Origin of the sequence: Bacteroides sp. (assembly GCF_030151085.1) — a bacterium.
Taxonomy (GTDB): Bacteria; Bacteroidota; Bacteroidia; order Bacteroidales; family Bacteroidaceae; genus Bacteroides.
Genome location: NZ_JASLER010000094.1, coordinates 45,122 through 63,418, shown reverse-complemented (window position 1 = coordinate 63,418; position 18,297 = coordinate 45,122). Strand labels below are relative to the sequence as shown.

12 protein-coding genes and 1 tRNA gene are annotated in these 18,297 nt (G+C 40.0%); 3 read left to right on the top strand and 10 right to left on the bottom strand.

All coding sequences use genetic code 11. The annotated features are described in order from the left end of the window. Positions 1 to 12: 12 nt before the first annotated feature. The 9 genes from Q1W14_RS20500 to rho form a co-directional block, all read right to left on the bottom strand. Positions 13 to 1,662: a DUF4080 domain-containing protein gene (locus Q1W14_RS20500; protein WP_300704570.1), complete on the bottom strand. Its 1,650-nt coding sequence runs from the start codon at positions 1,660 to 1,662 to the stop codon at positions 13 to 15. Positions 1,663 to 1,767: 105 nt separating this feature from the next. Further along, positions 1,768 to 1,841 (bottom strand) — tRNA-His (locus tag Q1W14_RS20495). 90 nt (positions 1,842 to 1,931) lie between these two features. After that, entirely contained in the window at positions 1,932 to 3,074 is a 1,143-nt protein-coding gene (locus tag Q1W14_RS20490) for a CapA family protein (RefSeq protein WP_300704568.1), read from the bottom strand. Between the two features lie 8 nt (positions 3,075 to 3,082). Further along, positions 3,083 to 3,964 (bottom strand): bifunctional methylenetetrahydrofolate dehydrogenase/methenyltetrahydrofolate cyclohydrolase FolD, encoded by an 882-nt coding sequence (gene folD / locus Q1W14_RS20485; protein WP_300704566.1) that lies wholly within the window; start codon positions 3,962 to 3,964, stop codon positions 3,083 to 3,085. Between the two features lie 8 nt (positions 3,965 to 3,972). After that, the gene (locus Q1W14_RS20480; RefSeq protein WP_300704564.1) at positions 3,973 to 5,061 is read right to left on the bottom strand and encodes a TlpA disulfide reductase family protein; all 1,089 of its coding nucleotides are present in this window, start codon (positions 5,059 to 5,061) and stop codon (positions 3,973 to 3,975) included. Between the two features lie 118 nt (positions 5,062 to 5,179). Then, positions 5,180 to 6,502, bottom strand: a complete 1,323-nt coding sequence (gene ffh, locus Q1W14_RS20475) for a signal recognition particle protein (RefSeq protein WP_300704562.1) — start codon at positions 6,500 to 6,502, stop codon at positions 5,180 to 5,182. Between the two features lie 95 nt (positions 6,503 to 6,597). Further along, positions 6,598 to 8,553: a HAMP domain-containing sensor histidine kinase gene (locus Q1W14_RS20470; RefSeq protein WP_300704560.1), complete on the bottom strand. Its 1,956-nt coding sequence runs from the start codon at positions 8,551 to 8,553 to the stop codon at positions 6,598 to 6,600. Then, positions 8,550 to 10,319, bottom strand: coding sequence for a HAMP domain-containing sensor histidine kinase (locus Q1W14_RS20465; RefSeq protein ID WP_300704558.1), 1,770 nt, complete (start codon positions 10,317 to 10,319; stop codon positions 8,550 to 8,552). The genes Q1W14_RS20470 and Q1W14_RS20465 overlap by 4 nt, the downstream gene beginning before the upstream one ends. 202 nt (positions 10,320 to 10,521) lie before the next feature. Continuing rightward, positions 10,522 to 12,678 carry a transcription termination factor Rho gene (gene rho / locus Q1W14_RS20460; RefSeq protein ID WP_300704556.1) on the bottom strand — a complete coding sequence of 719 codons (2,157 nt, stop codon included), beginning with the start codon at positions 12,676 to 12,678 and terminating at the stop codon, positions 10,522 to 10,524. Between the two features lie 275 nt (positions 12,679 to 12,953). Here rho and Q1W14_RS20455 point away from each other — a divergent pair, with 275 nt between their 5' ends. Further along, positions 12,954 to 13,787 carry a 4Fe-4S binding protein gene (locus tag Q1W14_RS20455; protein WP_300704555.1) on the top strand — a complete coding sequence of 278 codons (834 nt, stop codon included), beginning with the start codon at positions 12,954 to 12,956 and terminating at the stop codon, positions 13,785 to 13,787. 16 nt (positions 13,788 to 13,803) lie between these two features. On the opposite strand, the gene tilS is transcribed toward Q1W14_RS20455, so the two are convergent. Next, positions 13,804 to 15,078 (bottom strand): tRNA lysidine(34) synthetase TilS, encoded by a 1,275-nt coding sequence (gene tilS, locus Q1W14_RS20450; protein WP_300704553.1) that lies wholly within the window; start codon positions 15,076 to 15,078, stop codon positions 13,804 to 13,806. Between the two features lie 499 nt (positions 15,079 to 15,577). On the opposite strand from tilS, the gene feoB reads away from it, so the two are divergent. Further along, entirely contained in the window at positions 15,578 to 18,049 is a 2,472-nt protein-coding gene (gene feoB, locus Q1W14_RS20445; RefSeq protein WP_300704551.1) for a ferrous iron transport protein B, read from the top strand. Further along, positions 18,046 to 18,261: a hypothetical protein gene (locus tag Q1W14_RS20440; RefSeq protein WP_300704549.1), complete on the top strand. Its 216-nt coding sequence runs from the start codon at positions 18,046 to 18,048 to the stop codon at positions 18,259 to 18,261. Before feoB ends, Q1W14_RS20440 begins: the two co-directional genes overlap by 4 nt. The last annotated feature ends 36 nt before the right edge of the window (positions 18,262 to 18,297 follow it).

Below are 18,297 nucleotides of genomic sequence, written 5' to 3'. Positions count from 1 at the left end.
GAACTGATGTTGTTATGATGGATTTATACTTTTTGCTTTGAATATTGGCTTAGGTATTTGCGCTTCAGATTCATATCCAAACCAATATCCTTGTTCTCTATTTTCATTCATTGGGAGGAAACATAAGCGAAGACTTTCCTTGTATTCTCCATAAATTACTTCCCAGTCTTCGGGTGGTACCTGATGTTTTGTTTTCACATTCTCTGCTGGCATTTTCTTTAAAGACATACCTGCTTCTATCCAAGCGATGCTGACTGCTGTTTGAAAAGTCGGATAATTTATTTTACAAAATTCATAAAGAATGAGTCCTCTCTTTTCTAAGCTCATCGGTTGGTCTATCAGACTTCCTTGTATAAGATGCGCTAAGAAAAGATGAAGAAAGTTATTGTTATTCAATATTAGCATGCGGGTAATATCTTGCCAAGCAGGTGTATTGTAGAATCCGTCTAACAGGCGTGATAACTGGCGGGCAGTTTGTAACTCGCTGGCACTTATTTCATAGGTTTGCAAAACTTCGTATGGAGGCAGAGGAGAGTATTGTATACCTAACTCTTCAGCTTTTCTTCTCATCTCGGTGCCGGGTAGTAGTTTTAAGGATTCCAATTGTATTTCTCCGGCATGGTATTCTGCTAGCGTATGCACATCTTCAAATATCTCAGTTAGATGATAAAGGGGTAATCCTGCGATAAGGTCAGCATGAGTCTCCATATTGGGTAAAGAGCATAAGAACTTCAAGCCTTCGAGGGCATCATCCAATTTCCCCATTCGTTGACTTTTTTGGAGAACTGGTTCACGTAGGCTTTGAATACCAGCTTCAAGATGAAGTAACCCCTCGGGTAAACATTTTAGTTCCTCTTTAAGTTCATTGGATAATAAAGCCGGATGTATTTCTAAATGAAAACATATATCCGGAGAAAATTCCAGAAAAAGTTGAAGTAGTTCTTTGGCTCTACTTGAGTTATAATTGAATGTACGATCGAGAACACGTACATTTTTTATGCCATGCTGGTGAATTAGCTGAAGCCGTTCACGGATACTGTCAATAGACAGGGTTCTTACAGGTTTTTCGCCACCACTGACGCAGAAAGCGCAAGTATTAAAACAGCCACGTGTCGTTTCAAGTTGCACGAAAGGTTTACTCCAGTTGAAGAAACTGCTTTTTTCAGGAGGCACAAGTTGAGAGAAATTGAGTACGCGGGCTATTCCATTATCCACATATTCTTTTTTAGGCGTGAGATAACATAAACCAGGAATAGTTTGCCATTGTTCCGGTTGATTCCAACAAGCTAGCCATTGCGGGAAGGCTTCTTCTCCTTCTCCTCTGAACACACAATTGATAAAACTGTTTTTACGAAGAAATTCTTCATTATCTCCTAAAAATTCAGGACCACCTAAAATGAAGCAGCTTTGAGGTAGCAAGGCTTTTAATCTAGCAGTAATATGTAGTAGTTGCTCGTGATTGAATAGCCAGGCTGTAGCAGCGAGAATATCCGGTTGGTGCCGATATATTTCATTAACAATCATACCTATATTTTCATTGATAGTAGTTGATACAACTTCCCATTCAATGAATGTATTGTCTGCAATCTGTGCGTGTAGTGCAGGGAGAGCTAAAGAAGAATGTGCGTATGAACTATTTAGGTCTATCCAGAGAATTTTCATGCTTAATTGGTTTTCATTTATGCAAAGATAACTGATTTAAAAATGTGGTTAAGTTTATTATAAAGAAAATCCTCATAAGTTCTTGACTTATGAGGATTTCTTAAGGGTGACTGATGGGACTCGAACCCACGACATTCAGAACCACAATCTGACGCTCTAACCAACTGAACTACAGTCACCATGTTAGTGCTTTTCTTAATTGCGGTGCAAAGATAGGGATAATCTTTAATATTGCAAAGAAAGAAACATTTATTTTTGCATATTCTGCATTATTTTTTGTTCTCATGAATTCCTATATTGTACTGTTGAAGGAGCTTTCGGGAGTTTTCAGTAAAGATTTTCAGACGATTACGGGCTTCCTGTGGCAAACTATCCGGCGAGTAATTAACAGGGTAAAGAATATAGTTTTTTCTTTTGGAAAGTTTTGGGAGAGCAGTCCAAATAAGATCATATCCACAATTCGCTACCCGGCAATATGGGAAACGAATAGAAGCTGACTCTAGTAATGGAGAGTAGCTAGCTTCAGAAAATCTGGGGGGAATTGGCTTGGGAAGTGGAAACTTTTCGAGTTGTAGAGTGAATATGAGTCCTCCATCTGTGTTTGTTGCACCCATATTGGAAATAAAATTTCCTAGGGAATAGACTACTATATTTTGTTGAGTATTCTCTTTACGTAACTCCATAGGTTGGATAACGTGAGGATGAGAACCTATAATATGTGTTACCCCTTGTTCTATTAGCCAATCTGCAAGTTCGCGTTGCTCCTTATTGGGCAATGATTGATATTCTACTCCCCAATGCATACAAGCAATGATAGCATCAGGACGGCGGGCTTTAGCACTGAGAATATCTTGCGAAATGATGTCTTTATCAATGTAGTTTACAATATTAGCAGAACTCGGTTTTATACCATTTGTGCCGTAAGTATAGTTAAGTAATGCAATTCTGAATCCGTTCTTATGAATGAATAGAGGATAGTGTTGTTTACGTTCGGTGATATTTCTATAAGTACCGGCATGAGGAATTGATAAGGAATCCAACATTAATATTGTACGCTCCAATCCTTTTTTGCCGCGATCCAGACAATGATTATTCGCAGTCAGTAATACATCGAAACCTGCATTTTTGATAGATTGAAGATATTCATCGGGGGCACTGAAAGCCGGATAGCCTTGATAAGGTTTGCCACCTAACGTTACTTCTAAGTTACCAATAGCAATATCAGCACGGGCTATTTGCTTTTTGACAAGCGAAAAGCAGGGGAAATAATCATATTTGCCATCAGGTGTACGTGCCGCATCTATTTGGGCTTGATGTTGCATTAAGTCACCAACAAATAATAGCGTAATCCTTTCCTGAGCGGAAAGGTTTACGCTATATAATAAGGTGATAAATGCAATGAGCGTTTTCATTACATTTGTTATTGATAAATAGCTTTTTTGCCGGCTAACAAGGTGTTCTTCATTAAAGAAACAATAGTCATTGGACCTACGCCGCCCGGTACAGGAGTGATAAATGAACACTTCGGAGCAACTTCGTCAAATTTCACATCACCGGTTAGCTTGAAGCCTGACTTTTTGCTGACATCCGGTACACGAGTAGTACCTACGTCGATAACAACGGCACCCTCTTTCACCATTTCTTCTTTTACAAAATTGGGTTGTCCCAAAGCTGCGATTATGATATCTGCTTCTTGGCATTCTTTAACCAAGTCCCTGCTACGGCTATGGCAAACGGTTACAGTTGCATCACCAGGATATGCTTTTTGCATCATTAAGGCTGCCATAGGCTTACCAACGATATTACTGCGTCCCAACACAACGCACTTCTTTCCGGAGGTTTCTATTTGGTAGCGCTTCAATAGCTCAAGAATACCATTGGGAGTAGCAGATACATAGCAAGGGAGTCCGATAGACATTCGACCTACATTGATAGGGTGGAAACCATCAACATCTTTACGATAATCAATTGTTTCAATCACTTTCTGTTCTGAGATGTGTTTAGGCAAAGGTAATTGTACAATAAAGCCGTCTACGTCTGCATCCTCATTCAACTCATGTACTTTGGCAAGCAGTTCTTCTTCTGTTACATTCGCTTCATAGCGGATAAGGGATGATTTGAATCCGCAAATTTCACATGCTTTTACCTTGGCGGCAACGTATGTTTCGCTACCACCATCGTGTCCTACAAGAATGGCTGCCAAATGCGGACGTTTACCACCACGAGCCACAATCTCAGACACTTCTGCTGCAATCTCTTGTTTTACTTGTTCTGAGATTGCTTTTCCGTCAATTAATGTCATATTCAGTATTATTTTAAGTTATTATTATCTTGCATTACTTCTTTTACTTTCAACTTCATATTGTCGCCTCTAAGGTCTCTTGCCAGGATTGTACCATCAGGACTAAACAATATAATATGTGGAATGCCATTGATTCCATACTGTTTCATTGCTTGCTCTTGGGTGTCCAACAGTTGAGGCCATGTTATGTTCAGTTCTTTGATTGCTTTAAGGATTCTTTCCGGCTTATCCCAAGTGGCTATACCCAATACAATTAAGCCCTTATCTTTGTATTCGTTATAGATTTCGGCTAGATTAGGTATTTCGTCACGGCATGGACCACACCAGCTTGCCCACATGTCTGCTAATACATAATTTCCTTTACCAACAAAATCCGAAAGATGAATTTCTTTACCGTCCACACTTTCTCCTGGCATGTCAACAAAAAGTTTGCCTTCTGCTGTATTACTCAATACTTCAAGGCGTTTGATAATTTCTTTCACAGTCTTCAGTGAATGCAACCAATCTCCTATCTCACTAGACAGTACATTCATTTCTTCGGGTTTACACATCATACTATAGTGTCTGAAAGCATATTCTCCTACACCGTTGTTTTTATTGGCTAATAATTGATTTTTCAGAAAGCCAAGGAGTGAAGGGCGAAGTTCATTTCTAAAATAGGTTGTCCATGTATCTTGTCGCTCTTTGAGATCCGGTATTTTGCTTTCGAGTTCTTTTGAATATTCATTTCCGGCTTTCAGGATACTATCTGATGTAGTCATAGCGTATCTAAGGGCATCATTTAAAGTCGTTCCTGTTGAGTTATGTGTATAAACATTTACGATTGTAGTTCCTTTATCCAATATAAAATTGGTATAGTCTCCTCCTGCATCGATTCTGCAAAAATAAGGACTGGTTATTTGTCCTTCGAATACGAAATTTTGATTTATCACTTGGGTACTATCTATTATTTTTTGATCATCGTACCGCATGATGTACAGTGTTTTGCCGTCAAGTGAGTTATCTTTCAATTCTCCTTCTACTCTATAGGAATAGTTGGTTTGTGCATGGGCAAGTATACCAAATAAACAAACGGTTAATAATAAGTAGTATTTCATGTCTTTATAGATTATAATAGTTATTCACAAATGTAGAGCAAATAACCGAATAAAGCAAAAATCCCGCTGACTTCATTCCATTCATGAAATTAGCGGGATTTATATTTAAATAAATTCTTTATTTCTTCATTTTAGGCATCATCTTGCCCATTTTACTGCCTGTTACCATCTTCATCATTTTGCGAGTTTGGTCAAACTGCTTCAAGAGGCGGTTTACTTCCTGAATGTTTGTACCGCTACCTTTGGCAATACGCTGGCGGCGTGAACCGTTCAGTATTTCGGGGTTAGAGCGTTCCGCAGGAGTCATTGAATGGATGATGGCTTCAATACTTTTGAAAGCATTATCATCAATATCAATATCCTTAATTGCTTTACCTACCCCTGGTATCATGGAAGCAAGATCTTTCAGATTACCCATCTTCTTGATCTGAGCAATCTGGCTCAAGAAATCGTTAAAGTCGAATTGATTCTTAGCGATTTTCTTTTGCAAGCGTTTTGCTTCTTCTTCGTCATATTGTTCTTGTGCACGTTCTACCAATGATACAATATCACCCATGCCTAGAATACGGTCGGCCATACGAGAGGGATGGAATTGGTCTATAGCATCCAATTTTTCACCTGTTCCCACAAACTTGATTGGTTTGTTGACAACCGAACGGATGGAAAGAGCGGCACCACCACGGGTATCACCGTCTAACTTCGTTAATACTACACCGTTGAAGTCTAGACGTTCGTTAAATTCTTTGGCAGTATTCACTGCATCCTGACCGGTCATGGAGTCCACTACGAATAAAATTTCGTTTGGATTAACGGCTTTCTTGATGGCAGCGATTTCGTTCATCATTTCCTCGTCAACAGCCAGACGACCGGCAGTATCGACGATTACCAAATCATAACCTTTAGCTTTGGCTTCCAAAATAGCATTTTGAGCAATAGATACCGGATCTTTACTATCCGGCTCTGAGTACATAGGTACCTCAATCTGTTCTGCCAATACACGTAACTGCTCGATTGCGGCAGGACGGTAGACGTCACAAGCAACCAACAAAGGTTTGCGGTTTTTCTTGCTCTTCAGCATACGCGCCAGTTTTCCGGAGAAAGTGGTTTTACCTGAACCTTGCAAACCGGACATCAAGATAACAGCAGGTTTGGAGTCGATGTTGATTTCAGCAGTTTCGCCGCCCATGAGTTCGGTCAGCTCATCATGCACAATCTTTACCATCAACTGGCTGGGTTTTACGGCTGTAAGCACGTTTTGTCCCAAGGCTTTTTCCTTTACGGTATCGGTGAAGTTTTTGGCAACCTTATAGTTTACGTCGGCGTCTAAAAGGGCCTTACGTACATCTTTCAGGGTTTCTGCAACGTTGATTTCGGTGATTTTACCTTCACCTTTCAGAATTTTAAACGACCTGTCAAGTCTTTCGCTTAAATTATCGAACATAGTATCTAATTACAATTACTAAATTACAAATTACTCTTATTGAGGCGCAAAAGTACAAAAAATCCTTGTAACTGCCTTCTTTTGTAGTCAGAATATTATTGAGTGATTATAGCCGGATAGGTGAAAAGGATGGTAGGCCCTACTGATGCATCGGATATTACCTGATAAGTACCCCCGAAATGCTTCAATAACAAACGGTTGATTTCATGACGTATAGATACTTCCTGACCCAAATTCTTCTTAGCTGCCAACGGACTGTTTACTACTTTAAAGCACAGTATTTCACCATTCTTATCTAAAGAGAAATGAATATTATGCTCTTCTTTTGCAACAGAAAATGGTCCCATGAATGTACTGATAATCATTTGCAACATTCGGTTGCAGTCAGTATGAATATTATAAAACTCCAGACTATTTTGAAAATCTATTTGAAGTTTTGGATTTTGCATACAAGCAGCACTAACAGCATCGTTACAAAGCTGGACAATATCATAATCAGATAACTGGTATTTCATCATATCGGCTTCCAGGCGGGAGAGGTCTAATACATTATTGACCAATAACATTAATTTTTCTGTGTTTTGCTGTATGATATTTGAATATTCAATACGAGCATTTTCACCGATTTCCGCATCAGAAGCCATCAGTTGGGAGAAACCCACAACGCTATTGAGTGGTACCCGAATGGCATGGCTCATATTAGAAAGAAAATGATTTTTAACTTCGTTTGCTTCTTCTGTTTTAAGTACGGCTTCTTTGGTCTCTTTTTCCGACAAGCGCAATGCTTTCCTTATTCGATTGATTCGCAAAGTGTAGGTAATACATAATACTAATATAAGACCTACCATCACTAATATGATGATTTGTATGTAACCCCTTAATTTGCTTTCTTCTAATAGGAGTTGATTCAGATGGTAGGTATCTTTTATCTCTTCAAGTTGTTGATTGGATACGGCGGTACTTAATGAATCTTGTAATTGGGTGACTCTTTCATAAAGTGGCAATGCTTCGGAGTATCTTCCCATTGCTTTCAATACATCGGCTTTGTAGGCTGTTTCTTTTGCAAAGTCCGATTCTCCAAAATCGTAGTTATTTACAAAATGTATGGCGCTGTCGGCTATTGATAAAGCTGTATTATACTCCTTTAATTTCAGGTAATACTCGATACCTACGTTCATATATGCTGCCAGATAGGGTAGGTAAGGTTGGGAGGTTATATAAGTTTCCGCTTTTTCATAATGCTCTTTTGCCTTTTTCAAATCATTGGTACCCATATACAGACGAGTGTAAAATATTTCAAGGAATAAACGTTGATCATAAATAGGCTTTTGAGTTAATGGATTCTTGCTTTCCATTTCGTACAGTACATGGTCTATCTTATCCAAATATGTTTTCAGATTAGTGTAATTCTTCTTTTGTTCGCTATAAGCAACAAGTTGGCATAAAATATTAATTTGGGCGCCGGGGTGGGGAAGTTGGGGCAATAAAGCGTAAAGCTTTTCTAAGATTTCCCCTTCTTCTTTCCAACGATTCGTTTCATGATAAATATTTGCTAAACACTGGTAGACGGCTACTTTTCCGTTTAAATCGTTGGTGCTATTAACCTTCTCAAGCATTTTCATTGCTTCATTGTAGGCGTATTCGTATTGTCGCTTATAGATGTAGATATTAATAAGTAACTTTTTCGAATTGAAATAAACCTTCCAATATTTACTCTTTTGAGCAATAGGATCTATCAGATTGACCCATTTGGCAATACTATCCAAGTCTCCTTCTTCGTTATAATAATAGATAACATGGAAATAAGCGGCATTACAAATATAGTGGCTGTTGTCTTGCAGCTTTGCTTCTTTATATAACTGTTCGGCGTATTCGAGTGGATGCGATGAGTTTTGAGTGTTGATAGCCAGTTCTTCTAATAATTGCAAACGTGTAGTGTCGTGCGGTGTAGCTTTTAGCTTGTTTAATAAACTATCAGTTACAGATGCATTGCCGGCAAATACATATAATACTTGCAGACTGGCGATGATTATATAAAGAACTCTTTTCATTTTTCTACCTCCTTTTCTGGGGTATTGGAATGAATGGGGTGGGTGAATAAAAAGCGACAACCACCTTTGTATTCAGTATCAATCCATATTTCACCTCCGAAATGTTCTACAATCAATTGACAGATGGATAACCCCAACCCGCTGCCTTGAGCATTTTCGTCTAATTTTTCAAAGCGGTTGAATATTTTACTTTGCTTTTCGGGAGCGATGCCACAGCCGGTGTCAGTTACAGAAAATAATGCCATGCCTTCTTTTACTTCCAAAGAAAGGGTGATACTCCCTTCTGAAGTAAATTTAGTTGCGTTGATTAGTAAATTGATCAACAATTGTTGTAAACGGGCTTCATCTGTATAAAGTTCTAATTGTTCGAGTGATGTTTGAAATGCGACGACGGCAGCTGTTTGCTTGATCTTTTCTACGGTATCAATCACATTCCGGCATAACGATACTGCTTCATGGGTACCCAAACTAAATTGCATTTTACCTCTTTCAAGACTGGATAAATCGACGACATCGTCAATCAACTTTAAGAGCAGGTCGGAATTTTGCTGGATAATATCATTGCATTGTTGTCGGATTTCTTTATCTATATTGCTATCAGTCAGTATGGCTGAGAAACCGGATAGAGCATTTAACGGAGTTCGTATTTCATGGCTCATATTTGACAGGAACAAACTTTTGGTTCGTATGGAGCTTTCTGCACTACTTTTTGCATCAATTAATTTAAGTTTGGAGGCGGCAAGCCGTTTGTTTTCTTTTCTTATAAGGATAACGAACAAGACGAATATTATTAAAATGAGGCTACCCCCTATAATCAAGTAGGTTAATATACGGTTCCATTGTTTTTGGTTTGCCATGTCGAGGCGGTCTACCTGATAAATGGTACGCAATAAATTAATTTGGGCGGTATAAGCATGTGCATTGATAGAATCACGACTTGTATTGATGGTCTGATAAATTTCGCATGCTTCTTTGTCACGTCCCAATTCTGTATAGATTTTAGCAATTGAATTTTTGATTCTCAGATTGTCGGTATATATATAGCTATTTCTGTTGGTGTTAGTCAGCTCCTTATATAGTCTAATTGCTAAATCGTAGTTTCCTGTTTCTTTGGCATATTCAGCTTGTATATATTTCAATGTAGAAGTATGAAGGTATGATGGCTTCTCTTTACTGGTGATCTCCGCATCAATAATATACTGGCGTGCTTTGTTAAAATCTCCGGTATAGATATTATAATAGGCCTGATAAGCATAAAGCAAGAAAGGGTTCAATTGGGTGTGTTCATATATACTATTCATCCTTTCCAAGTAAACTTGTGCTTCTTTCATTCGGTTCAACCTGATGAGGGTTGGTACCAACTGGATAAACACTCGTTCCTGTAATTTTTCAGATTCTGGTATTTGATATATGATATTAATTGCTTTCCAGTATTCTTCAGCGGCTTCGGACATCATTTCGGCATTGGTATATGTATCTCCCAATGCGATGTAAGATAGAGCGATTCCTGTTTTATAATCCATTTGCTGGGCTTGTGCCAGCATGGTATTGGCTTTTTTAAGAGCTTCCGTTATTCGTCCGTTAAACGAATTGGCATATATAGCCATTCCTTTCATAAGGAACATACGTTCGTAGTCCTTTTTCTTTTGGTAGTAGGTTACTACTTCATCTTCCCATTGAATAATGTTGCTTATGGATACATCTTGAGAATAGTTGAAATTGTCCTCCATTAGGGTTTCTATGAGACGAAGATGGTCATTGTTCATTGCTTTTTCTGAAGAAAAAGTCGATGAATATATTCCAAACAATAAGAATATCGACAGTATATGCGCTTTACTGATTTTCAATTCCTTTCCTTTTTTGTCTTTTCTGAAGAAACATGATAATTTGCTACAAATATAATCAAAAAGAGCAGAATAATGTTATTTATTCTGCTCTTTTTAGCGCTTTATTTATTTTTCTATGCTTTTAGCTGTTCATGCTCAACAGGAATTCGTCGTTGTCTTTGGTTTTTTCCAAACGGTCTTTTACGAAGTCCATAGCTTCCAATGGATTCATATCGGCAAGATATTTGCGGAGGATCCACATACGATCCAATGTCTGCTTGTCTAGCAGCAAGTCGTCGCGGCGAGTGCTGGAGGCAATGATATTGACGGCAGGGAAGATACGCTTATTGGACAAATTGCGGTCGAGTTGCAATTCCATGTTACCTGTACCCTTGAATTCTTCAAAGATAACCTCGTCCATTTTAGAACCGGTGTCAATTAATGCAGTAGCGAGGATGGTCAATGAACCTCCACCTTCTATATTACGTGCGGCACCGAAGAAGCGTTTGGGTTTGTGCAGTGCATTGGCATCCACACCACCGGAAAGTACTTTACCGGAAGCCGGAGAAACCGTATTGTATGCACGGGCAAGGCGTGTGATAGAATCAAGGAAGATAACAACGTCGTGTCCGCATTCTACCATTCGTTTTGCTTTTTCAAGAACGATACCGGCTATTTTTACATGGCGTTCGGCGGGTTCGTCGAAAGTAGAAGCAATAACTTCTGCATTAACGGTACGAGCCATGTCGGTTACTTCTTCAGGACGTTCGTCGATAAGTAACATAATCATGTAAACTTCCGGATGGTTGGCAGCAATGGCATTGGCAATATCTTTCATCAAGATTGTCTTACCGGTTTTGGGCTGTGCAACGATTAAGGCACGTTGACCTTTACCAATCGGGGCGAAAAGATCGACCACACGAGCAGACAAAGAATCGGAGTATCCGCCTTTGCAAAGCTTGAACTTTTCGTCGGGGAAGAGTGGAGTAAGGTGCTCAAACGGAACACGGTCGCGTACGAAAGCCGGGTCGCGTCCGTTGATTTTAGCTACTTTCACTAGCGGGAAATATTTTTCTCCCTCTTTAGGAGGACGAATGACACCTTCTACTACGTCACCGGTTTTCAGACCGAATAACTTGATCTGAGACTGAGATACATAGATATCGTCCGGAGAAGAAAGATAGTTGTAATCGGAAGAGCGGAGGAAACCATATCCGTCTTGCATGATTTCCAATACGCCGGTACCGGTGAGGATATCGTCGAACTCGTAAACCTTTTCACGTTCTACAGGCTTGCGCTCGGGAGCAGCAGAATAGTTCTCACCATTATTGTATGGCTGCGCAGGACGAGGTTGCTGGGCGGCAGGACGAGGCTGATAACCGGGACGATTATTATTGCTATTATTGTTACTATTATTGCTATTATTGTTACTATTATTGTTGTTGTTATTGCTTCCGTTATTGTTTCCGTTGTTGTTATTACTTCCGTTATTATTGTTGTAGGGAGCATTGTTTTCGCGCGGACGGAGGCGTGGGCGTTGTATCGGTTGTTCGGCAGGTGCAGGCGTTTCTGTTTTAGTTGCTTCGAATTTGCCAATAAGTTCGGAAGGCAATTCTACTTTTTCAGTCGGGAGGTCTTCAATGGGGATGAAGTCATCTTCCGGTTCTGTCAGTATGGGACTTTCGTCCATTACAACATTTTTATCTGCTTTCTTGATTACTGTTTTGGGCGTTGCAACTGATGTCTTAGACTCAAATTCCAATTCTGGCTCTTTTTCTTTACGAACTTCCGGAGTCTTTGGAGTTTCAGCTTCTTCCTTTTCATTTGTTGTTTTACGAGGACGTCCGGGTTTACGTTTGGACGAGGCTGATTTCTTTTCAGCGGGTGCTTCGGCAGCAACAGCGGGAGTTGCGGTGGTTGCAGGAGCGGCAGCGGCAGGAGCAGGAGTAGCGGGAGTTTGTGCCTTGGCAGGTTCTACTGCTTTGGGCTGTTCTTTTGCTACAGAGGTTTCTTCTGCTTTTGCTTTTGTCAGGTCACCGTTCTTGTTGGCGGTAAATACTTTGTCTACGCCTTCCTTCTTGACTGTTACTCGCGAACGTTTTTGTTTATCGACTTTGCGCTCTTCTTTTAGTTTATCGGCTGCTACTTTTTTAGTGGCGCCGGCGATGGCTTGTTCATCAAGTATCTTGTAAACAAGTTCTTCTTTCTTAAGTGAGTCTGTTTTTTTGATACCCAGTTCCTGGGCAATAGTTTGCAATTCCGACAGATTTTTGTCGTTCAATTGAATGATATTATACATACAGTATATGTGTGAATGGTTTAATATGTTTTGAGAAGGCATACATACAACGTTGCACTTATTGTTCGTAGCAACTTTTGCAAGTCTACCTTTTTGATTTATGTTTATTGGGATATTATTTATTGAACCGGAAATCTGTTTAACTGCCTTCGCCTCAGTAAGGAGTTGCAGAATGTTTCAACGGCGCAAAGGTAATAAATATTTTTGGTTTCATAAATAATTCGCCTTTTTTTAAATTTAAAACTTTATCTTTGCTGTATTATCAAGATAAAATTATGGATATACACGAAGTTTGTTTAGTCACTTTTTCGCCTACCCACACTTCTAAACAAGTTGGGGATGCAATTGTTCGCGGCATTGGTTGTTCAAAAGTGACAAATATTGATTTAACATTAAACGCTATTGAAAGATATGAAATTCCTCAGGACGCGTTGACTATTATTTCTGTTCCGGTTTATGGTGGTCATGTGGCTCCGTTGGCATTGGAGCGAATGAAGGATATTCATGCTAGCGGTTCTCCGGTGGTTTTGGTTGTTGTTTATGGAAACCGTGCATACGAAAAGGCGTTGATTGATTTGGATACTTTTGCTTCCGGTCTCGGATTTAAAGTGATTGCCGGCGCTACATTTGTAGGTGAGCATTCCTATAGCAGTGAAAAATACCCTGTTGCCGTAGGACGTCCGGATACAGAGGATTTACAGTTTGCAGAGCAGTTTGGCCAAAAAGTGCTTACTAAGGTTGCGAATGCTGCCGATATGGAGAAGCTGTACGGAGTTGATGTGACACGTATACAGCGCCCCAGTCAACCCTTTTTCCCTTTATTCCGGTTTATGCGCAAGGTTATTAAATTGCGTAAAAGTGGTGTGCCATTACCTCGTACTCCGAAGGCCGATACCGAACTTTGTACACATTGTGGAATATGTGTAAAGCATTGTCCTACGGGTGCTATTCTGAAAGGGGATGAATGTAGTACGGTTACAGAAAAGTGTATCAAGTGTTGCGCATGCGTGAAGAGTTGTCCGCAGAAAGCCCGCACTTACGATACTCCGTTTGCGGTGCTGTTGGCAGATTGCTTCAAAAGACAGAAGGAAGATAGGATTATTATTTAAATAAATGAAGAATTCTTCATTCTTCATTCTTCATTATAATTATTACTTTCTTTGTCTTTTCATCTACTCTGAAGCGATTGTCCGTTCGTTCTCCTACTAGCCAGATGATGTCTTCTCCGCAGCAAAGCACCCATTGTTGTTCTTTGCGGGGAAGGGAGAACTTACGGTCGGTCAGGTAGTCACTTACTTTCTTTTTTCCTTTCATTCCGAAAGGGACGAAGGTATCTCCTTGTTGCCATAGGCGTAAGGAGAGGGGGTGTTGCAGTTTGTCTGCATCGAAACAGGCTTTGTTTTTGTCGCGAGGAATAATGAAATCTTGAGTATACGCCTGTTCTGTTATATCTAAAATAGGTTTTGTTATTTCTTGAACTGGGCTAGTCAGTAATAAATCCCGGTCTTTTATAACGCGAAAGTTGGCACTGGTAAATACTTTTCCCGATTGTCCTTCTAATGCACGATATATATCCTTTACTTGAGCGGCATTGAATCCTAGCGGATATAAAATCTCGAACAAGATGGTTTCTGGTGCTGGTTCTTGTTGTAGAGCATGGATGCTTATTCCTTCTTTTGTTAGTACTCGTAGTTTGGCTTCTTCTATTCCTTTATTATAAATGATAGCTGCATCATTCAGATGTTGTGAGGTTTTCAGTATGCTCTCTTTGACGGAAGGATTGATATCCTGCATCATTGGGAGCAAGTTCAGGCGAATCTTATTACGAGTATATTCATCTTGGAGATTAGTGCTGTCTGTTACATAAACTTGCTTGATATCTTGCAGATAATCAATGATTTCCTTTCGGTCGAGGCAAAGCAAAGGGCGGACGATATTTCCATTTTTAGGTTGAATACCCCGCAATCCGTTGATACCGGTACCTCGGATAAGATTGAGTAATAAAGTTTCTACACTGTCGTCTTGATGATGTGCTACTGCAATTACATTTGCGCCACATTCATTTCGTATGTTCTCAAACCATCCGTATCGTAATTCTCTTGCAGCCATTTCAATCGAAATATGCCGTTCTTCGGCTTCTTTTTCGGTATCAAAGTGGATGATGTGCAGAGGTACCTGGAGGTCTTTGCAAAGTTGACGTACAAAAGATTCGTCTCGATCGGACTCTGCTCCCCGAAGGTGAAAGTTACAATGGGCAGCTTCGCAGGTATAGCCTAATGTCAGGAGTAGACGCAATAATGCAACCGAGTCAGCTCCTCCGCTCAGTGCCACGAGTATTTTATCTTCAGAAGAGAAGAGATTGTATTGATGAATGTATTGCGATATTTTCTGCATATTCATCTTGCAAAGATACAATAAGTTTTGTGATTACTTGTTCTTTACCAGGGCAACCACACCAAAATCTATTCATATTGGGAAAGAAAGGAAGGAAACGAGTTGACAACTGATTCAAATCTCGTCAGAAAAGAACCAATTGTCCGGCACCGGGGAAAGGAATGCTCTTCGGTACCGAACGCTTTGTTCCTAGGTGGCGAAGATCTTGTATCTTACAAGGTACTTATATCCGGAAAGTTACTATGAATGAAATATACCCACTCCGCTACAACTCCGCTATTCCTCCGCTTATGGGTATTCATAAGCGGAGGAATAGCGGAGTTGTAGCGGAGTGGGTATCCCCCTGTCGATATGAATGAACTTTGGTGCGGTTGCTCTGGTTCTTCTCTTGTCGGAAGGTATGCTGTGTTTTGAAATCTCTCTTATTTAAAAACATTCTAAATTATTTGTGGCTTGTGGATAGAAACGTTATCTTTGCACGCAATAACAAAAAAGACAGAAGACTATGCGTTTGTCCGAATTGAAGACCGGTGAGAAAGGTGTAATCGTAAAGGTGTTGGGACACGGCGGTTTCCGTAAGCGTATCGTGGAGATGGGGTTCATTAAAGGGAAGAATGTAGAGGTTTTATTGAATGCTCCGCTGAAAGATCCTATCAAATACAAAGTAATGGGATATGAAATTTCATTACGCAGGCAAGAAGCTGCGATGATAGAGGTCATCAGCGAGGAGGAAATAAAGCAGCAGAGTGCTCAACCCGGATTTCACAAAGGTTTTAGTGAAGACATTCATCTTGGTGAGGAGCATTTGAAGCGTCTTGCCCTAGGCAAACGCCGCACGATCAATGTAGCTTTAGTGGGAAATCCCAATTGTGGTAAAACCTCTCTTTTTAATATTGCTTCCGGTTCGCACGAACATGTTGGCAACTATAGCGGTGTTACGGTAGATGCCAAAGAAGGTTATTTTGACTTTCAAGGATATCACTTCCGCATCGTCGATCTTCCCGGAACGTATTCGCTTTCTGCTTATTCTCCCGAAGAAATCTATGTACGTCGCCATATCATTGATGAAACACCCGATATCGTTATCAATGTAGTTGACTCTTCCAATCTGGAGCGCAACCTGTATCTCACTACCCAATTGATCGACATGAACGTGCGCATGGTAATTGCACTTAATATGTATGACGAATTGGAAGCTAGTGGAAATACGTTGGATTATGTAAAGCTGGGACAACTTTTTGGTGTGCCTATGATGCCTACTGTCAGCAGAACTGGCAAGGGTATTGATGAGCTTTTTCATTTGATTATCAATATTTATGAGGGTGGTGACTTTCTGGATCAAAAAGGGAAAGTGCATGCCGAAGTTCTGAATGATTTGCGTAACTGGCATCAGGAATATGTTCCCGATCATGGTTTTGGCAGTCATAAAGAAGAAGGAGAACGTCCTCGTGGTTTCTATCGCCATATCCACATTAATCATGGACCGGAATTAGAGCGGAGCATCGAAGAAGTAAAACGGGTAATCAGTATTAATGAGAATATTCGTCATAAGTATTCCACTCGTTTCCTGACTATAAAATTACTGGAGAATGACAAAGAACTGGAAACGTTTGCTTTGGAATTACCCAATGGTAACGATATATTGGAAGTGCGTGACCACGAAAAACAACGCCTTCGAAACTCTATCAATGAAGATAGCGAACAAGCAATTACCGATGCAAAATATGGTTTCATAGCCGGTGCTTTGAAAGAGACGTTTGTTGACAACCATCAAGATACAGAGCATACTACACGGGTAATCGACTCCATTGTGACGCATCGTATTTGGGGGTATCCCATATTCTTCCTCTTTATGTATCTTATGTTTCAGGGTACTTTTGTACTCGGGGAATATCCTATGCAAGCCATTGAATGGTTGGTGGATGCAATAGGCAATCTGATACAAAACAATATGTCGGAAGGTCCTCTGAAAGATATGTTGGTAGATGGAATTGTAGGAGGAGTAGGAGGAGTTATTGTTTTCTTACCCAATATTCTCATTCTGTATTTCTGCATATCTTTAATGGAAGATTCGGGTTATATGGCTCGTGCAGCTTTCATAATGGATAAGATTATGCATAAAATGGGTTTGCATGGAAAATCATTTATCCCGTTGATTATGGGTTTTGGTTGTAATGTCCCTGCTATTATGGCTTCGCGTACTATCGAAAATCGTAAGAGCCGCCTTATTACGATGCTTGTTAATCCGTTAATGTCCTGTAGTGCTCGTTTGCCTATTTATTTGCTGCTTGTTGGAACTTTCTTTCCGAACAATGCCAGTTTGATTTTGTTGGCTATTTATGCGATAGGCATTATACTGGCTGTGGTGATGGCTCGGCTTTTCACTCGTTTTCTGGTGAAAGGTGATGATACTCCATTTGTAATGGAATTGCCTCCGTATCGTATGCCGACGGCCAAATCCATATTCCGTCATACATGGGAAAAAGGTGCGCAATATCTTCGCAAGATGGGAGGAATCATTATGCTGGCTTCTATTGTAATATGGGCGCTTGGTTATTATCCCGACCATAACGCTTACGAAACGGTTGCCGAACAACAGGAAAATTCTTATATCGGGCAGATAGGTAAAGCTATTGAACCGGTTATCGAGCCGTTAGGTTTTGATTGGAAGCTGGGTATTGGGCTGCTTTCGGGTGTTGGTGCCAAGGAATTGGTGGTAAGTACATTGGGAGTGCTTTATACTAATGATGCCGATATTGATACGGTTAGTCTTGCTGAGCGTATTCCGATTTCGCCATTAGTGGCATTCTGTTATATGGTATTTGTGCTGATATACTTCCCTTGTATGGCAACGTTGGTAGCTATTAAGCAAGAATCGGGTAGCTGGAAGTGGGCATTGTTTACGGCGGCATATACTACTTTGCTTGCATGGGTAATGTCTTATGGTATTTATCAGATAGGAGGAATGTTTCTATGAGTAATTGGCAAGAATGGGTAGTTGGTCTGCTGCTATTGTTGTGTGCAGTTCGTATTGGCCAGAATGTTTACACTTTTTTTCGCAGAGCAAAAGATAAAAATAACCCCTGTGCAAATTGTGCAACTGGCTGTGAATTAAAACAATTGTACGATAAGAAGCGCGCTGAGTGCAGTGGGACACGAAAAGAAACAAAGAAAAATTGTTGTGGATAGTTGGTAGTTACAAAAAATGTACTACCTTTGCATCCG

Coding starts and splice junctions, on each gene's coding strand:
- feoB (WP_300704551.1), top strand. CDS start 15,578: ATGCGTTTGTCCGAATTGAAGACCGGTGAGAAAGGTGTAATCGTAAAG.
- Q1W14_RS20490 (WP_300704568.1), bottom strand. CDS start 3,074: ATGAAAACGCTCATTGCATTTATCACCTTATTATATAGCGTAAACCTT.
- Q1W14_RS20465 (WP_300704558.1), bottom strand. CDS start 10,319: ATGAACAATGACCATCTTCGTCTCATAGAAACCCTAATGGAGGACAAT.
- Q1W14_RS20500 (WP_300704570.1), bottom strand. CDS start 1,662: ATGAAAATTCTCTGGATAGACCTAAATAGTTCATACGCACATTCTTCT.
- Q1W14_RS20480 (WP_300704564.1), bottom strand. CDS start 5,061: ATGAAATACTACTTATTATTAACCGTTTGTTTATTTGGTATACTTGCC.
- Q1W14_RS20440 (WP_300704549.1), top strand. CDS start 18,046: ATGAGTAATTGGCAAGAATGGGTAGTTGGTCTGCTGCTATTGTTGTGT.
- Q1W14_RS20470 (WP_300704560.1), bottom strand. CDS start 8,553: ATGAAAAGAGTTCTTTATATAATCATCGCCAGTCTGCAAGTATTATAT.
- Q1W14_RS20455 (WP_300704555.1), top strand. CDS start 12,954: ATGGATATACACGAAGTTTGTTTAGTCACTTTTTCGCCTACCCACACT.
- rho (WP_300704556.1), bottom strand. CDS start 12,678: ATGTATAATATCATTCAATTGAACGACAAAAATCTGTCGGAATTGCAA.
- folD (WP_300704566.1), bottom strand. CDS start 3,964: ATGACATTAATTGACGGAAAAGCAATCTCAGAACAAGTAAAACAAGAG.
- ffh (WP_300704562.1), bottom strand. CDS start 6,502: ATGTTCGATAATTTAAGCGAAAGACTTGACAGGTCGTTTAAAATTCTG.
- tilS (WP_300704553.1), bottom strand. CDS start 15,078: ATGAATATGCAGAAAATATCGCAATACATTCATCAATACAATCTCTTC.